The organism is Rhodococcus sp. ARC_M5 (assembly GCF_022810405.1).
In the GTDB taxonomy this organism is placed as follows: Bacteria; Actinomycetota; Actinomycetes; order Mycobacteriales; family Mycobacteriaceae; genus Rhodococcoides; species Rhodococcoides navarretei.
Genome location: NZ_JALGQE010000019.1, coordinates 37,741 through 54,417, shown reverse-complemented (window position 1 = coordinate 54,417; position 16,677 = coordinate 37,741). Strand labels below are relative to the sequence as shown.

The window sequence follows — 16,677 nt, the reverse complement described above, 5'->3', positions numbered from 1 at the left end:
ACGCCCGGAGGCGATGAGGTGACCCCGTCGGATGCGGTCCCCCCGCCACGCGCGGCCGGTGTGCATATTTTCGCGGGGACGAGACATGGCCAAGATGGCTGCTGCGGCCCCAGCCCCGGCCGGCCAGAGGGATGCAGTCGGAGAGTGGGCGGAATGGCAGTTATAGCAGCATTGTTGCGGGCGGCTCTGACCTCGGGGTTCGCCTCAAGTTGAACAGGTTGGTCGACCATCTCTGGCCAACTATGGCAGTAATGACAGCATTGCTGTAGCTTAATAGCAGTATTACAGCTATTGCTGGTATAGACAGTTATGGCATGATTGCCATGAATGCTGACAATGCCAGCGATGTTGGCAATGCTGTGATTCGCAGCAATAGAGCTAATGCCGGTGATGCTGTCAATACCTGTAATAACAGGAATGCCAGTATTAACAGTATCCCGTCCAAGTCGGAGACCTCAGAAGGGAACATCAAGATCGTGAGCGCAGATGTCTATGACCGCGAACGGGTGATCGCCATCATCAACGGCAAGGGAGGCGTCATGAAAACAACCCTCTCGGCCAACGTCGGTGGCCTGGCCGCTGCATCCGGCTACAAAGTTCTCATCGTTGATTTCGACCCCCAAGGAAACCTCGCAGAGGATCTTGGGTACACCGAAACGGACAGGGACGACCACGGACGTGCCCTCGCCGCAGCCCTCGCGTTCGGCGGAAGCGTAGAGCCAGTCAGGGGCGTCCGAGAAAACCTCGACGTCCTCACGGGAGGTGTCAACCTCGAGCAGGCCACAGCGGCCCTGGCCTCTAAGGCAGCGAAGGACCCGAACGGCGCGAAGCTGGCACTGGCCGTCCTGTTAGCACCGCTGGCCAAGGACTACGACTTGATAATCATCGACTGCCCGCCCGGTGACGAGACGCTGCAGAACGCCGCCCTTGCGGCTGCGCGCTGGGCGGTCGTGCCAATCAAAAGCGACGCATCCAGCCGTAAAGGACTGGCGGCTGTCGCTCACCGTCTCGACGCAGTGCTCGACATCAACCCCACCCTTGACCTGCTGGGAGTTGTGCTGGTGGGAGTCGGCAAATCCGCGACCGCAGTACAGGAACGTGCACGCAAACTCGTCGCCGAAGCCTTCCAGGACGACAGTGTCCTGTTCTCGGGAGTGGTGAGGCATTCGGAAGCGACAGCACAGGCAACGAGAGAACGAGGACTCTTGGTGCACGAACTCGACGACGCCGTTCGCAAGGGGCCCAAATGGTACGAGGTCATCCGTGGCGAGGCTCAGGCGCAATCCCTCGCGCCTAAGTCATCCGGTTCAGTCGCTGACGACCTACTTGCCATCACACAAGAAATGATCGCACGCATCACTGCGGCCGAAGAGAGGGTGAACGCATGACCGATCCCAAGCAAGACCGAGTCGTAACGGGCCTGCCACCGCGGCGGCCGGCAGTCACGGGCGACCTGTCGAAGCTACAAGCCAAAAACAGAAGTCCGGTACCACCACCACCAGCTACGCCGCAGGTATCTCCGTTAGTCGGGTCGAACACGGTCGCGGACGACGATGCAAGGACGAAGAGAATCACCGTCTACATCGACCACGACGTCTTCACCCGCGCACGTGGCGTCCACAAAGCAACAGCGCACCTCGAAGACGACAAGTCGTGGTCTCAATTCGTAGAAAAGGCCCTCGTCCGCGAGGCCCAGGCTCGCGAACTCACACACAACGAAGGCGAGCGGTACGGGGGATCCGACGTACCACTGTCTGCGGGCCGACCACTGTCGTCCTAGCCGCCCCACCTGGTCATCGAAACACTCGAAATCCGACGCGGGGCCCCGGCAGTGCTGTCACACCACCGGGGCCGGCGGCCACAGACAAACCAAGGAGCTGTGACCTATGAACAACCGTAACTCTGACCCGAAAAGCGATACAGCGGACGACGTCACACCGCCACCCCCTATTGGACAGCCGGTGGAGATCCACCCGGCTATCGTGACCTGGGCGCTCGTCATCGGCCTGGTCGTCGCCTTCGTCGTGACAGCATCGAGCTTCAAGCTCAGCTTCGCCACCCTCTACGACCTGGCCGCGATGGCCGGCATGCGCGACTCCGCGTGGGTGATACCAGTGGTCCTCGACGGCCCGATACTCGCCGCCGGCATCTTCCGAGTCGCGTTGTCCCAACACACCGATCACCGCACAGTTCTCGGCCGACGATTCATCATCGCTGTCTTTGCCCTAGCTGGACTGGCCAGCATGGCCGGCAACGCCTACCACGCAGTCCTTACAGTTACCGACCTAAACGCAGGAGTCGCGGCCGCACTCGGCGCACTCGCCCCCCTGATGGTGATGACCATGAGCGAAATGATGTCCATCGCAATCAGCGCACCCCGACACCGACGCCCATCCGCGACACCCGCCGTGCTCGAAGCGACCGAAGCCGAACAATCGACAGCCGGGCCGCAGAACAGCACCGAACAGCGCGACGAGACACCCGACGACGAGCACGGAACCCTCGACCAAGTCGTATGGGAAACCGTCGACGTCTATCTCAATCACCCGACCGCGATGGGCAAATTCAACAAGGCCGCAGAAGTCCTTGGAGTCTCGCCGACCACCGTCCGAAGCCGCTATGACAAGTGGGTGAACCTCCAACAGAAGATCGCCGCAACCAAAGCGGCTTCCCAGCTTTCAACGCCACCGGCACCGGCCGAGAGTGCGGCCGACACCGGAAACGCTCTGGAGAACCTTCACCCGGCCGACATCGACACATACACGGCTGCCGAACGCGACTACGCGGTTGCAAACCGCTGACCGACCACAGGAGGGTGTGACAGAAACGATCGTTTCTGTCACCCGGTCCTGCACGTAGATCCGGTGTCAGTTTCAGAAGTGGGCTGCACGATTTGCTGGGATTTCACCAGTGATTGCAGTCGTCTTCTGACATTCTGAGTGCAGAAGTGAACTGCACAAGCGGCACCACAGGTCGGGGTGTTCAAGGCTGTGGTGGGGGTGGGCGGCCGATGTGCGGACGGGTCGATACGTCGACCAGAATCATCGGTATGACGGACGAGCGGTCGGCAGAGACTTTTGTGGGGTTCGCGGTGCGCTGGGAACCCTATGGAGGTGCCGATGACGAAGACATCTTCGTGGCGTTCGGGATTTCGGGTGCGGAGTATCGGCGCCGGTTGTGGTGGGCCTTGAATCTGCCCAGTGGCCCAGACCTGGACGCCGATGTCCGTGATCGACTCCGTGAGTACGCCATGCGTACCACGCGCCTACGCCGTCGTCGGGGCGGTAGCGAAGTTCGCGATGCACTCAGTGGCGTGTGGGAATGGGGTGATTCCTACGGTGATCGCGACGTGAATCGACTTCCCGCCAGCGAGGGCGATCAACGCGAGGATCAGTAGTGTCGATGACGTTTGTCAGTGTCAGAAGTTGGCTGCTCTTCGTGCTGACGCCGGGGGTTGGCTTGGGGAACCTTTGGTGCGGTTTCGCAGCGCCCGCGTGATGTCGATGATCGTCATGGCCAGCAGGACTGGTATGGCAATGCTTAGTACGGCCGCGGACCCGATGACCGAGGCAACCAGAATTGGGTAGATGTCCACCGGTCAGGTCTTGTGGCTTACGTCGTTCGGTGTCGCCGTTGTCGTCGACGGTTCGGATTTGTGGTGCTCGATGATGTCGGCGTCGTCGGCGAAGATCAGCGTTCCGCTGTTCGTTGCGACGGCCCATCGATGGGGCATCGCCCAGTCTCGGCCGGCGACGGGGACGGTCAGCAAGTAGTCGGCGAAGTCCTCGACTACGGTCCCGGTAACGAAGCCGCCTTCTAGGCGTCGCACTTGGACTGTGTCACCAACGGTGGGTGTTGTCGTTGTGATGTCTACCGGATCGGTCATGACGGAATTGAAGCAGATGAACCCTCTTGGCTGATCATGCGTCCATCGATTTTCAAAGTCGTCGATGTGCCTGAGACCGGTAGGTTGCGGCCGAGGAGGTGCAGCTCTGGGTTCGAAGGTGACGGCACTGCTTGCACGTTTCACCTGCGGTCTCTTGTCGCAGCGGAGGCGCTCACGCCGTGTGTTGTACCTTCCCTGCCATGGCCAAATTTCCCAGGGTTCGAGAGCAACACATCGCCGTGTTCGGCGAGAGTGGTTCGGGCAAGACTGTTTTGTTGTCGTCTTTTTTCGGACCGACGCAGGATGGGGGATACGCGAACGATCTCTGGGACCTTGTTGCCGACGACATCGGCCAAGGGCATCGGCTCTACAGGAACTACCTCCGCATGCGGGACCTCGCGACGGCACCGAAACAAGACCGATACAAGGCGACGACTCATTACTTCTCGGTGAAACTCAAAGGCGCAGACACCGACGCAGCCAAGAAGCGGCCCTTCGACGTCCTCCGACTCGCATGGCACGACTATCCAGGCGAATGGTTCGAAACCGAGCCCAGCAGCGCGACGGAGCGCGAGCGGCGCACCGACACCTTCCGTTCTCTACTTCGGTCCGACGTCGCTTTCCTGCTGGTCGACGGACAGAAATTACTCGACCACCGAGGCGACGAAGAGCTGTACCTGAAGTCGTTGATGTTCAGCTTTCGTCAGGGGCTCTTACGAATCAAGGACGACTTGCTCGAGGACGGGCCTATCGTCGAGTTCCCTCGGGTGTGGATCCTGGCGCTCTCGAAAGCCGATCTGTTCCCGGACTGGGACGTCGACACTTTCCGCGATCTGATCATCGTCAATGCAGCAGCAGACATCGAACAGCTCCGATCGACCATCGCCGAACTCATCGACACCCCCGCTGCCCTGTCCATCGGGGAAGACTTCTTGCTGCTGTCCTCCGCCAAGTTCGAGCGCGAGTCCACTGGTCCACAGACGCTCGACATCGACTTGACCCGGCGTATCGGTCTCGATCTCGTCCTTCCGGTGGCGTCGATTCTTCCGCTTCAGCGTCGTGTGCAATGGCAGGAGAAGCACGACATTCCTGGCAAAGTGCTCGACTCGCTCGCCGACGGCGCAGAGTTGCTGGCAGCAGGCCTGACGGGTGAAAAATTTGCGGCGATCGAAAAGCTTCTAGCACTGGTCAACCCAGGTAAGGGCGGAAAGGCAAGAAAGATCGCCGCCGTCGCGCTGCCCATCCTGGCGGACGCGGCGCGGTTGGTGGGACCGAAACTCAGGGAGATGAACGCGCAGGCCCGCGCTCAGCACGACTACCTGCGAGCGACACTGACGCAGTTCAAGTTGGACCTCGAGCAGGGCGTCGACGACAAGGTGATCAGGAACCCGAAGTGAGCACCAGTTCCGGACCCTCGGACATCATCTGGTCCACTCGGGGCCGTAATTGGGGTTTTCGTTTTCTTCTCGACGCCGGACTCGGCGACCCGCTCCCGGACTACGAACGTGCTTTCGACGACGCTGGAGACGCGCTGACTGCGTGGCACCGCCAGGATGGACATGTTGCGCTTCGCATCGAGGATCCGCTCGGACGCCGAGACTCGGCTGGCCGTGTGATTCCCCACGAGTTCGTGATCTTCGGCGACCTCGCCACCGTCGTCGACTCCGTCGAGGACGGTCTTCGCCAGGTGTGGCCGTTGGTAGCCGAGATGTATGCGGGAATCTGGGATACTCCCACCCCTCCAGATAGCTGACAGAGTGCGCCGGACCCGCCGCGACGCCAACCTACCGAGATGCCATCCCATTACGTTGCCAGCGCACCCAGTTAGAAACCGCACGCGTCCTCCCGGCACGGCTTCGTTCAGGCGTGTTCGATCGGTGGTCTGAAGTCTCCGGACACAGTCGGTGCTCATAGCGACAATGCGCACTCCGACCGGGGAGCAGCACCCCATTGCCCACCCAGTTGGTGACCACGTGGACTGAAGACAACTGACCGGGTAAACGATCAACAGAAAACCCGACGACAACCTACGCTAAAGTTTCAGCCGCTCCCCCGGAGGCGACGCCGAGAATTCTCAAATCGGTTACACCTCCGGCGGGAACCGTCCGAACATTCCCACCTCTGACCCTCGCATGTACGCCTCGTGCTCGGCCTGTGCCCGTGCCGACAGTGCCGCGTTCTCTGCGCGCTGCGCCTTGGCCCGCTGGATTCCGAAATAGCCGCCGACACCGACAACGGCGAGCGGCACGAACACATACCAGAAGTTGATGACAACACCGAGGGCGATGAAGGCCATGATCGCGAAGGTCAGCGTCCCGACGATAGGGTGTTGGCGCCACACAGAGCGCGTGTCGACGGGCGGCGGATCGGGTTGACGTTCAACACCTCTCGTCCCACCATGGTAATGGTGGTGAACGCCGCCGTAAAAGTTGTTCCCCATGCGCGTAACGGTACTCTGCAGGGCAGCAGCCTCGGGCGATATCTGACCTGTCAACTCTCGGGCCTGTGCATGTGGGACAACGGCTTGCATCGGGACGTGTCGATGACCAGGTCCTATACCCTGCTTTTTCGTCTGTTGCCGACTACGGCCGCCTGATGTGGGCTCATTCCGGGTGAAACCGCTACCTCCTTGGCAGTGATGTTCTTCGCTAATCGCACTCGAAACTGCGAAACGGTAGCCGTCGCCGAATACTTCCACTGCGTCGGTTGCTGATCAGCTGCCCAACTACGATGTCGCCCGACTCGTTCATCAACGATCCTGGAGCACCACTGTGTCTTTTTCCGGCTGTTCGCCGCCTATGTCATCCGCATCGAAGAGTGTGCGGACGTGGCCGTGGATCGCCGGAGTGGCATTGTCCGGTCTGCTCGTCGTCGGTTGCGTGGATCCGTCGGGGGAGAGGGACGCAACGTCGCAAACCGATGCTGCGTCGTCGGCCGCCGATACGACAATCGACACCTCACGCGAAGCGGCTACTACCGAGGCCACGCCCACGCTTCCGGTCGATCCGCCGGCCATACCCGAACCGGTGGATCCATCCGTACCTGCCGCGGCGGTGGTCACCAACGCGGACAGCGCACAAACAGCCCTGACTATGCTGGCAACCGTGCCGATCAAGGGGCGAGCCCCGAAGACCGGCTACGACCGCGACCTGTTCGGGCAGGCCTGGACCGACAACGTAACCGTTGAGTACGGCCGCAACGGCTGCGACACCCGCAACGACGTACTTCGACGGGATCTCACCGCAATCACTGTGAAACCGGGATCCAACGGATGCGCAATACAAACAGGCACCCTGGTTGACGAATACACCGGGGCCACCATCGACTTCATCCGTGGTGCCGATACCTCGATGACCGTGCAGGTCGATCACGTCGTTGCTCTGAGCAACGCCTGGCAGACAGGTGCGCAGCAGCTTGACGAGCTCACGTTGCGGAATCTGGCGAACGACCCGCGCAATCTGCAGGCCGTGGACGGCCCGGCGAATCAGCAGAAAGGCGACGGCGATGCCGCGACATGGCTGCCGAGCAACAAGCCGTACCGGTGTACCTACGTCTCACGGCAGGTCGAGGTCAAAGCCGCGTACGGACTTTGGGTCACCCCGCCCGAATACGATGCCATCGTTCGCATACTCGGGGAGTGCGGCGCTACCGCCTCAATCCGCCCCGCCGAGTCAGCGCCCGCGCTGACACCAGCTCAGCAACCCGCTGCGCCAGCGCCGGTGGGTATGGCACCGGCGCTGGCGAGCGTGATCTACGCGAACTGCGCCGCAGTTCGCGCCGCCGGTGCAGCCCCCATCCGAGTTGGAGACCCCGGATTCAGTACCGAGTTCGACGGTGACGGAGACGGCGTCGGCTGCGAGTGACGACGACACACGTCAGGGGCAACTGTGGTGGGTGTGCGTTGCCCTGACAACCATCGCCGAACGCGAGTGCGCACCGCGTCCATATCGAGCTCGGCATCGTGACAACCGCACGCGACCGAATGGGTGCATCGGACAGCTACTCTGACCGAGAGCACATCGGTCCCTCGGCGAACGGATTGTGGGATCGAATCGCCAACGCCATCAACAATTGGCACTCTCGCATCGCGCCCAACCTGATCGCGCGGCTCGACGACACTTTTGCGGTCGAGTCCTGCGCAACACGCCCCGACATGCCGCTCATCTTCGTAATCAATCGTCCAGTCGGAGAGGCCGTTGCTATCCCGTGATGTCAATCATGTTGGCCTTGAGTACTAACGCGGTTTCGCTCGTGCCCAATGTGGTTTCATAGCTCCGACTTCCGGCGACCTCTGCGTAGAGCGTCACCACATCGCCATCAATGATTTCGCGTCCAATGACCGGATCGAAGTTCACTATGGTGTTGTGGTCGAACTCGTACCACTGGTTGCCTTCCACTGCAGAGGTGTCTGCCCGAAACATAGAGGTCCCGGTGACCGAGTCAAACTGGGTCACATACCCGTACACGACAACTCTTCTTCCCCGTTCGGCATCTGGATCGCGGACCAACACGCCGAATTCGCGTTCGCCGATTGCTGGGTAAGTTTGTCGGTCCAGCCGTGTTGCTTGAGCGTCGGCCGCTGCCTGTTGAGAATCCATAGCAACGCGATTTGCTTCGATTGCAGCCGCGTTCGGATCTGTCGTTACCGCAGCGGCCGGTGAGGGCGATACGGTTGGGACGGTGGTCGCTCGTTCGGCACCACTCGGAGCCGAACCTCCCGGGGGCGAAGGCGGAAGCGTGCGTGTGGTCGTCTGAATGGCGCGCGTAGAGTTCTCATTATTGTCGGCGTTGCCGAGAGCGACTCCTAGGAGGAGCACGCTTACCAACGCAGCACCTGCAACCACTGACTGAGGCGTCGTCAACGGCCACTTGTGCGGCTTCTTATGTTTCTGGTCGTCTATCCGCCGCCAGGTTCGACCGTCCCAGTAGCATTCGCCTGATTCGTATCGACCGGTTTTGGGGTTTAACGAACCCGACCCTGGTGGCGGTTCCATTTATAGGGCTTCCTCTCCTCACGGGATTTCCGTTGCAGATTACTCGCGGACCGCTGCAACTCTGCCAATGGCGGCCAACAGCAGAAGCGTGGCAGTCATCGACGTCGGGGGGCACTGGTCGGGTTGTGCATAAACAGGCCGCGTCGGTGGCGTGCCGTCAATCGTCCGCCTCGGAAATTACACTCCACGGTCTCTCGCACGGCTCGGGCTTCTTGAGATCACCTCGGCAGGCTCATCGCGATTTGTCTCGCGGGTCCGGGTTGAGAAGCTTCCTGCGGGTTTGGGTGTGCGTTTAGACCATCGTCATACCGGACGAGCGCGAACGGGCTACTGAGAGCGATTGACCACGACGTTCTCTCGGCCGAACCGTCCGCTGGAGGTGTCCACTTGATTGGTCCAGCTTCCCGTAGTCTCTACTGGACAGAACGAGTCCAGCAGGTCGGAGGGGCATGAAAATCGGGTACGCGCGGTGCAGCACCGCCAGACAGGACACCTCCGTCCAAATTGGACTGCTCGCCAAGATCGGCGTCGAACGCGACCGGGTCTACATCGACCACGCCGTCAGCGGCCGGCAAGCGAAACGGCCCGGACTCGAAAACGCCATCAACGCCAGCCGCGAAGGCGACGAATTCTGCGTCACCAAACTCGATCGTCTCTCCCGATCAGCCGGAGACCTCCACGAAACCGTGAACCGCCTCGCCGCCAGGGGAGTGGCACTGTTGATCGACGGCAAGGTCTACGACCCAGCTGATCCCATGGGCAAGATGTTCATCGGCATGCTCGGCCTGATGGCCGAATTCGAGTCCGACCTGATCCGAGCCCGCACCCGCGACGCGATCGCGGCCGCAGCAGCGGCCGGCAAGATGAAAGGACGGCCGCACACCCTGACCCCTGAAGAGCGGGCATACCTACTCCAGGTATACGAAACACGGCAGTTCAAGATCGAAACACTCTGCAAGAACACCGGATTGAAACGATCCGCCCTCTACAGCAACCTCACCCTCGCGAGGGAAGAACGAGACGCTCTAGCGGTCGCGAGAGGCGAGTAGTGCAGTCCACTTCTGAAACAATGCAGTCGTCTTCTGAAACTGACATCCGGTGCGGAGGCGACCAGTCCGAATGTCGTGCCAAAAACGTGAGCTAAACCGATCGTGTCAGAACCCCCTGTGTCAGTGAGTTGTGGCAGTCTCTCGCCCTGTGGGACACAAATACGGATACGCCAGGGTTTCGACCACCGATCAGACACCCGCGCTACAGAGCGACGCTCTAACCGCGTTTGGGTGTGAACGGCTCTTCGTCGACACTGCGAGTGGGTCCACGACCACAAGGCCCGCGCTCGACGAGCTCCTGGGCACCCTATTGCCCGGAGACACCTTGTGCGTGTGGAGGCTCGACCGGCTCGGTCGCAACCTCCCGCACTTGATCGAACTCGTGACCGAGCTGAAATCCAGGGGAGTGGGGTTCGCATCGGTCACCGAACAGATCGACACTGCTACCGCCGGAGGTGAACTCATCTTTCACATCTTCGGTGCCCTCGCCTCGTTTGAGCGGCAGCTGCTCCGCGAACGCACGAACGCTGGCCTAGCCGCCGCGCGCGAACGCGGCAAGATCGGTGGTCGGCCACCTGCACTGTCGACTGCCAAGAAGCGTGAAGCCACCCGAATGCGCAACCAGGGCAGCACTATCGGCGACATAGCTGAAATCCTTGGAGTAAGTCGGCGAACCCTGTACCGCCATTTTGCGCAATCCTAGAGCTGAGGGGGAACTACGCGGTTGACACTCCCGCTCCGACCTCGACCGAATCACTCGCCGGTGACGCCTCGCGTTGCGCCTGAGCGCTGGCAAGCTCACGGGCCTCGAGCACGTTCAGATCTTCGCCGGCTTCGTTCTTCCAGCTGATGCGTCCATTGTTGCTTCCACCGACGAGCACTGCGCCGGCGGCGGATGGACTGTCGAAGAGCTCGTCGTCGCGAAATATGAAAGCGTCATCTTCGATCGACGCGCGGCCGCTGGTGATTAGAGACTCGCGGGTGGTCCTGACGCGCTCGGTAGCTGAGCCACGTAGATCCGGTCGGCCACGGGAACCTCGTTGCACGACAATGCCTTCGGAAGTCAAGTACCCCTGCGCATCGCATCCGGACTCACGGAAGAAGAGAGGCTGGTTTGGCGATTCTTCACCTGCTCTGGATTCACCCTTCGTTGGACGAATCGAATCGAGGATCGGTGCGCCAAGGGTGGTCAGCAGGACGGAGATCGTGTCCAGAAACTCGTGGCAATCCGCCTCAAGCGGTGCTGGTGTGAACGGGTTGCTCGCATCGTTGACGTTGGTCAGCGTGTACCGATCTGCGCGTTGAGCGGTTCGGATCGACAACCACTCCAGGTAGGAGACGTGCGTGGTCGTCCATTCATTGGTCAACGACACTGCAACCATCGCGCGGGTCCAGTTCTTCTCGCCGTGCTCACCCAGGCGTTTACCGACGTTCCCAGTCTGGCCGATGTATGCGGTCCGTTCGTCTTCGCTACCTCCGAACAGGTAATACACCCCGACCTGCGTCGACGCCGGTAGCTTCGCAAACTCGCTCAGCAGCGATCGCGGGATGTCGAAGACCCGGACAGTCCTGGTGGTCAGGCTCGCGACCCGAATACCGGCGGGATCCCCACCCGGTAGAAAGATCTGGATGGTCTGAGCCCGGACCATCAAGCGGCCTTCCATATGTCGAGTTCGCGAACTATGCGCATCGTTTCGACGGCGACGGTGGTGACTTTTTTGATCAGCTCGACGATATACGTCGGGTCGTTGTGTTCGTCGCACCACAGGTTCGGATCGCTCACGATGCCCGAAGGCTTATCGGTTTTGACCTGGTAACGGTCTATGACCCATGCCAGCGCTGACCTCGACCCGAGCACATACTCCTCGGCTTCGGATGGAATGCCGGTGATAGTCACCTTCGAGTTGTAGACAATGGCGGTGTGGTCGGACTTGCTGCGCCACTTCATTTTCTGTACCCGCCACGTCTCGCGATCGTGTTCGTCGACACCGGCTTTCACCTCGACTACGAGTGGGTGGGGAGCGACGTCCTCGTATTGCATATGAAGATCACCGAGCTGCTCGCCGGCGTCGGCGAGCTGGGTGAAGCGTTGCAAGCTTTCAGGGGGAGGGATGTGGGGAAGCATCTTCTTCAGATCCGCCGCGTACGTGTTCCGATAGGCCGGGACGTGCAGTTGCCCGTACACCGACCAAAAGATCTGATCCTTCGTAACGGGTTTGCCGAGCGCAGCCTGGTACACCGACAGGATTTCGCCGGTGATGTTGTCTATTCGTCGATATCCCCACTCGTCGGCACCGAGATCGGAAGCTGTGGAGCCGAAGTCGAACCCACCTGCGTCGGCAGCTTGAACCTTTTCGAAGGTAAAACGAGGAAAATATTGACCATTCTGTCCTGCGCCTAGCAACTGAACGTCAGGAATCCCGCTTGTCGCCAAAAGTGAGAAGTCTGCCGTTGCCCCCACCCCAATTGCATAGAAGCCGTAGTTGTCGTGGTGGGTTGTCGGGAACATCGACGGGAGCTGCGACCGCTCGTGGTTCAGATATTGGTCGAAGTAGGTGTTCTGTCGGTTGAACGGCCTGTAGCTCGATGCGCGGAAGCCGTGCTCGCTCAGCTTAATCGTGCGGCCGCGGGCTAGATGGGTGCGTAAGCTGCGTGACCATTTGATGTGATCACCCGCCGCTGCGGCGGGGGTAGAACCGAGGAACGTTGTGACGTCTGCTTCGCGTGGGCTCGTGATGCTGTGACTGGCGCAGAACGCTGCAAACGGCGCGAGCTGCGCGTTGTAGTTGACGATAAGCCGACGGACGTTCTGCTCGAGGTCGGCGCGCGAGTAGTTGTCCACCCACGCATCGCGATTGGTTTGAAGGCCGGCCGAGTACCGCGCGAAAACATGGGTACCCGGTGACTGATGTCGATCGCCGATGGCCGGCCAGGTGCCGAAGGTGGTGTCGCGTTGGCTGATCCAGTCGCCGCTGGCGTTCGGGGTGATGGTGTCCCATTCGAGTGCGTCGATGTTGTTGGATGCGACCAGGCCCAGTTTCTGTTCCCGGTCGAGGTAGTCGCCGATATCGCGATAGTGAATCTGCGTCGCTCCTGTATGTGCGACATCTTTGACCCCAACGAAAATTGCGATGGTGGTCTTGCTACCGGAGCCGAAGACGTTGCCGCTTTCCTTCCGTCGAAGTTCGCCGGCTGTACGGGCGTTCCCGCGTAGGTTGTAGATCCACAGGTGGGCGAGTTCGTCGGCAAAGCTCAAACGGACACCATCGCCACTATTCGAGTTGATCCAACCGCCGTTGGAAACGAACGCGACGATGCCGGTGTCGCCGACGCGGTCGGTGGCCCACCGAAAAGCGCGGTAGTAAGAGTCGTAGAGGCTGTTCTTGTTCGTTCCTGTCGACCGCGCGGCGTAAGTCGCTGCGATACGGGCGTCGAGAGTGGGGTAGCTGAGGTTGGCGTTGTTGTCGTTGGCGCTGTCCTGCCCGACAGAGTACGGCGGGTTACCGACGATGACGTTGATCGGCACACTCTGCTGGCGGATGATGCGATCGTTGTTCTGCGGGAACATGATTGCGTCCATCGTGTCGCCGTCTTCGGAGATCTGGAACGTGTCGGTGAGGACGATTCCCTCGAACGACTCGTACTGTCCCTCTTCGCCGCTGGGCGTAGTAAGAGCGTGGTAGGTGGTCTCGATGTTGACCGCGGCGATGTAGTACGCGAGAAGCATGATCTCGTTGGCGTGCAGCTCGTCCCGGTATTTACGCGAGAGGTCGTCGGGGAGGATCAGCCCGGATTGCAGGAGCCGAGTGAGGAAAGTGCCGGTGCCTGTGAACGGGTCGAGGATATGGACGCCGGTGTCGGTGAGGCCCTTGCCGAAATGCTCCTTCGAGACGTGGTCTGCGGCCCGGAGGATGAAGTCGATGATCTCCACGGGTGTGTAGACGATGCCCAGCGCATCGGACTGCTTCTTGAACGCGACGCGGAAGAACCGTTCGTACAACTCGGCGATGACCTGCTGTTTGCCTTCGGCGCTGGTCACTTCGGAGGCTCGTATGCGGACGGAGTTGTAGAACGAGTCGAGACCGGTGGTCTCCGATTCGAGGTTGGCGTCGCCGAGGGTGTCGAGCATCTGTTGCATGACAATCGAGACGGGGTTGTGCGCGGCGAAGTCGTGGCCGGCGAACAGGGCATCGAACACTGGCTTGGTGATGAGGTGTTGGCTGAGCATGCTGATTGCGTCGTCGCGGCTGATGGAGTCGTTGAGGTTGTCACGTAGTCCGGTGAGGAACCTCTCGAACTGCTCCGTCACTTGGGAGGATGCACCGGTGAGGAGGGCGTTGATGCGGGCGATCTGGGCGGCGGCGATGTCGGCGACGTCGGCGGCCCATTGTTCCCAGTAGACGCGGGTGCCGACCTTGTCGACGATGCGGGCGTAAATCGCTTCCTGCCACTCCGAGAGTGCGAACAACGCCATCTGTGACGCCACCCCGCCGCTCCGACCTTCGCCGTTGTGCGGCTTCGGATCTGTGTCCGGGGTGGGGTGTCCGTCGCCGATCGTTTCGTCGGAGTCGGTGGTGGGGCCGATGTGGCCGCCGAGAAGTCGATCGTTCCCCTGGCCGGCTTTGGCTTGTTTGGTGGTGGCGTTGAGGGCGATGGAGTTGACCATCGCGTTGAACCGATCATCATGCGCCCGTAGGGCGTTGAGAACCTGCCACACCACCTTGAAGCGGCGATTGTCCGCCAACGCCTGCGACGGTGACACTCCGGCGGGCACGGCGACGGGCAGGATGATGTACCCGTAGTCCTTGCCGGGGGAGAGGCGCATGACGCGGCCTACGGATTGGACGACGTCGACGACGGAGTTGCGGGGGTGCAGGAACAACACGGCATCGAGGGCAGGGACGTCGACGCCCTCGGACAGGCAGCGTGCATTGGACAGGATGCGGCATTCACCCTCGGGGATGGGCGCTTTGAGCCAGGACAGTTGCTCGTTGCGCTTGAGAGCGTTGAAAGTTCCGTCGACGTGTCGTGCGGAGACGACGAGGTCTCGGTTGGTGGCGTCGACCTGTTCGCCGTCGTTCTCGTTCTCGTCGAGGAGGGCGCGGTAGGCGGCGACGACGTCGGGGAACACTTCGGCGACCTGCTTGGAGGCGGCGATGTCCTTGGCGAACGCGACGGCCCGTTTCATCGGGGGTGCGCCGATCGCGAACCCGTCTCCGTCGGGGGAGCGGCCGGCACGTTTCGCGAGACCGTTCCAGCAGCCGACGATCTTGGAGGCGTCGTCGAGTTGGAGTTCGGCGAAGTTCCCGGCGAGCTGTTTCTGCATAGGGGCCGCAACGAGGTCCTCGTCGACAGTGAGCACGATGACCTTGTAGTCGGTGAGCAGCCCGCGCTCGACAGCGTCACCGAAGGACAATCGGTGCAGCTCCGGCCCGAAGATGTCGACATCGTCCATGGACGACAACTCGGCCGAGTGGTCGGCGGCCTTCTCCTTGACTGCGTCGTCGAAGATCCGCGGCGTTGCCGTCATGTACAGCCGCCGTGACGCTTTCAGGAACTCGGCGTCGTGGACGCGGACGAAGTTCGATTCGTCCGCACCGGCGACGGTGACACCGGTGGTGCGGTGTGCTTCGTCGCAGATCACCAGATCGAACGCATCCACCCCCATGCCTTGCGCCGCAGCGACCGTCGGCAGGGACTGGTAGGTGGTGAACACCACGGTCAGTCCTTTGGAGCGTTTCCGGTGCGCCATGTGCGATGCGAGGGTGTCGGGGTCGGTGGTCACCGGGATCGCGACGTCGACGGTGCTGTAGTCCTCGGCGGAGCGGGAGACCTTCGAATCCGAGCACACCGCGAACGCGCGAATGTCGAGCTGGGTTTGAGCGGTCCACTCTCGAAGTGTCTGCGAAAGCAAGGAGATGGAAGGGACCGCGAACAAGATGCGTGCACTGCCGCCGGCCTCGGCAGCCGTGCGTTCGGCGATCTTCAGAGCGGTGAACGTCTTTCCCGTTCCGCAGGCCATGATCAGTTTCCCGCGGTCGTTGCCGGCGGAGAACCCGGCGAAGACCGCGTCGATCGCCTCGACCTGGTGCGGGCGGGGCTCGTTGCGGACCGCTTCACTCAACTCGACCGTCAGCTCACCCTGCGGCCATGCGATGTCCCAGTCGATCGGGGCCTCGGCGATCTCGGCCAGACCGATCCGTTGGACAGGGATGGTCTGGTGATTGATCGCGTCTTCGGCGTTCTTTCCCCACCGGTCGGTGGTGGAGATGATCACGCGGTTGGTGAACGACCGATCCCCATCGGCGGTGGGAAATGTTTGTCCCGAGGCGGTGAAAAACGAGTCGAGATCGCCTTTGCTCAACGTGGTGGTCGGTTCGTAGAACTTGCACTGGATCGCGGCGTAGTCGCCGGTGTCGCGTTCGCGGGCGACCAGGTCGATACCGGTGTCGGCCTTACCTTGACGGTCGGGCCAGTCGATCCACCGCCACACCTGCTCGTACTGCTGCGACAGCGTCGGATCGAGCTCGAAGTATCGAACCATCAGCTGCTCGAACTTGGTGCCCCGCTCCGAATTCGACGGCTCACCACGGAACGCTTCGATAACCTCGTGCACACTCGCCATGACCTACCGAAACCACCTCAACGTCGGGGACAATCAGACCGAGTATGCCGCTTACATCGACGACAACCGCCATCCACGAGGACTCTTCGGCGTTTCGGTCACTGAAGAGGTCGTGGCCCAGCA

The 16,677-nt window shown here is 61.2% G+C and carries 15 protein-coding genes; 10 read left to right on the top strand and 5 right to left on the bottom strand.

From position 1 onward, the window contains the following. Positions 1 to 314: 314 nt before the first annotated feature. The 4 genes from MTX34_RS21920 to MTX34_RS21905 all read left to right on the top strand — a co-directional run bounded on the left by MTX34_RS21920 (position 315) and on the right by MTX34_RS21905 (position 3,397). A complete protein-coding gene (locus MTX34_RS21920; protein ID WP_243610804.1) occupies positions 315 to 1,388 on the top strand; it encodes a ParA family protein in 1,074 nt (357 codons plus the stop codon). After that, the gene (locus tag MTX34_RS21915; RefSeq protein WP_243610803.1) at positions 1,385 to 1,780 is read left to right on the top strand and encodes a hypothetical protein; all 396 of its coding nucleotides are present in this window, start codon (positions 1,385 to 1,387) and stop codon (positions 1,778 to 1,780) included. The genes MTX34_RS21920 and MTX34_RS21915 overlap by 4 nt, the downstream gene beginning before the upstream one ends. Before the next feature lie 202 nt (positions 1,781 to 1,982). After that, positions 1,983 to 2,801 (top strand): DUF2637 domain-containing protein, encoded by an 819-nt coding sequence (locus MTX34_RS21910; RefSeq protein WP_196248502.1) that lies wholly within the window; start codon positions 1,983 to 1,985, stop codon positions 2,799 to 2,801. Positions 2,802 to 3,049: 248 nt separating this feature from the next. Beyond that, positions 3,050 to 3,397 (top strand): hypothetical protein, encoded by a 348-nt coding sequence (locus MTX34_RS21905; RefSeq protein WP_243610802.1) that lies wholly within the window; start codon positions 3,050 to 3,052, stop codon positions 3,395 to 3,397. Positions 3,398 to 3,598: 201 nt separating this feature from the next. Here the strand turns inward: MTX34_RS21905 and MTX34_RS21900 are convergent, their stop codons facing one another. After that, on the bottom strand, positions 3,599 to 3,886 hold the full coding sequence (locus MTX34_RS21900) for a hypothetical protein (protein ID WP_143545972.1): 288 nt from the start codon (positions 3,884 to 3,886) through the stop codon (positions 3,599 to 3,601). Between the two features lie 200 nt (positions 3,887 to 4,086). On the opposite strand from MTX34_RS21900, the gene MTX34_RS21895 reads away from it, so the two are divergent. Together MTX34_RS21895 and MTX34_RS21890 are read left to right on the top strand one after the other, a co-directional pair. After that, positions 4,087 to 5,283, top strand: coding sequence for an ATP/GTP-binding protein (locus MTX34_RS21895; RefSeq protein ID WP_094689035.1), 1,197 nt, complete (start codon positions 4,087 to 4,089; stop codon positions 5,281 to 5,283). Then, positions 5,280 to 5,639 carry a hypothetical protein gene (locus MTX34_RS21890; protein ID WP_094689034.1) on the top strand — a complete coding sequence of 120 codons (360 nt, stop codon included), beginning with the start codon at positions 5,280 to 5,282 and terminating at the stop codon, positions 5,637 to 5,639. The genes MTX34_RS21895 and MTX34_RS21890 overlap by 4 nt, the downstream gene beginning before the upstream one ends. 330 nt (positions 5,640 to 5,969) lie before the next feature. Here MTX34_RS21890 and MTX34_RS21885 read toward each other — a convergent pair whose 3' ends face one another. Then, positions 5,970 to 6,182: a hypothetical protein gene (locus tag MTX34_RS21885; RefSeq protein ID WP_243610801.1), complete on the bottom strand. Its 213-nt coding sequence runs from the start codon at positions 6,180 to 6,182 to the stop codon at positions 5,970 to 5,972. Positions 6,183 to 6,684: 502 nt separating this feature from the next. On the opposite strand from MTX34_RS21885, the gene MTX34_RS21880 reads away from it, so the two are divergent. After that, entirely contained in the window at positions 6,685 to 7,749 is a 1,065-nt protein-coding gene (locus MTX34_RS21880; RefSeq protein ID WP_243610800.1) for a DUF1524 domain-containing protein, read from the top strand. A gap of 98 nt (positions 7,750 to 7,847) precedes the next feature. After that, a complete protein-coding gene (locus MTX34_RS21875) occupies positions 7,848 to 8,096 on the top strand; it encodes a hypothetical protein (RefSeq protein ID WP_243610799.1) in 249 nt (82 codons plus the stop codon). On the opposite strand, the gene MTX34_RS21870 is transcribed toward MTX34_RS21875, so the two are convergent. Beyond that, entirely contained in the window at positions 8,086 to 8,484 is a 399-nt protein-coding gene (locus tag MTX34_RS21870) for a hypothetical protein (RefSeq protein WP_094689030.1), read from the bottom strand. The genes MTX34_RS21875 and MTX34_RS21870 overlap by 11 nt on opposite strands. Before the next feature lie 845 nt (positions 8,485 to 9,329). On the opposite strand from MTX34_RS21870, the gene MTX34_RS21865 reads away from it, so the two are divergent. Together MTX34_RS21865 and MTX34_RS21860 are read left to right on the top strand one after the other, a co-directional pair. Further along, the gene (locus tag MTX34_RS21865; protein WP_243610798.1) at positions 9,330 to 9,929 is read left to right on the top strand and encodes a recombinase family protein; all 600 of its coding nucleotides are present in this window, start codon (positions 9,330 to 9,332) and stop codon (positions 9,927 to 9,929) included. A gap of 148 nt (positions 9,930 to 10,077) precedes the next feature. After that, a complete protein-coding gene (locus MTX34_RS21860; protein ID WP_243610797.1) occupies positions 10,078 to 10,632 on the top strand; it encodes a recombinase family protein in 555 nt (184 codons plus the stop codon). A 13-nt stretch (positions 10,633 to 10,645) separates the two neighbouring features. On the opposite strand, the gene MTX34_RS21855 is transcribed toward MTX34_RS21860, so the two are convergent. Further along, positions 10,646 to 11,578, bottom strand: coding sequence for a GIY-YIG nuclease family protein (locus tag MTX34_RS21855; RefSeq protein ID WP_243610796.1), 933 nt, complete (start codon positions 11,576 to 11,578; stop codon positions 10,646 to 10,648). Continuing rightward, on the bottom strand, positions 11,578 to 16,554 hold the full coding sequence (locus MTX34_RS21850; RefSeq protein WP_243610795.1) for a DEAD/DEAH box helicase: 4,977 nt from the start codon (positions 16,552 to 16,554) through the stop codon (positions 11,578 to 11,580). Before MTX34_RS21850 ends, MTX34_RS21855 begins: the two co-directional genes overlap by 1 nt. Between the last annotated feature and the right edge of the window lie 123 nt (positions 16,555 to 16,677).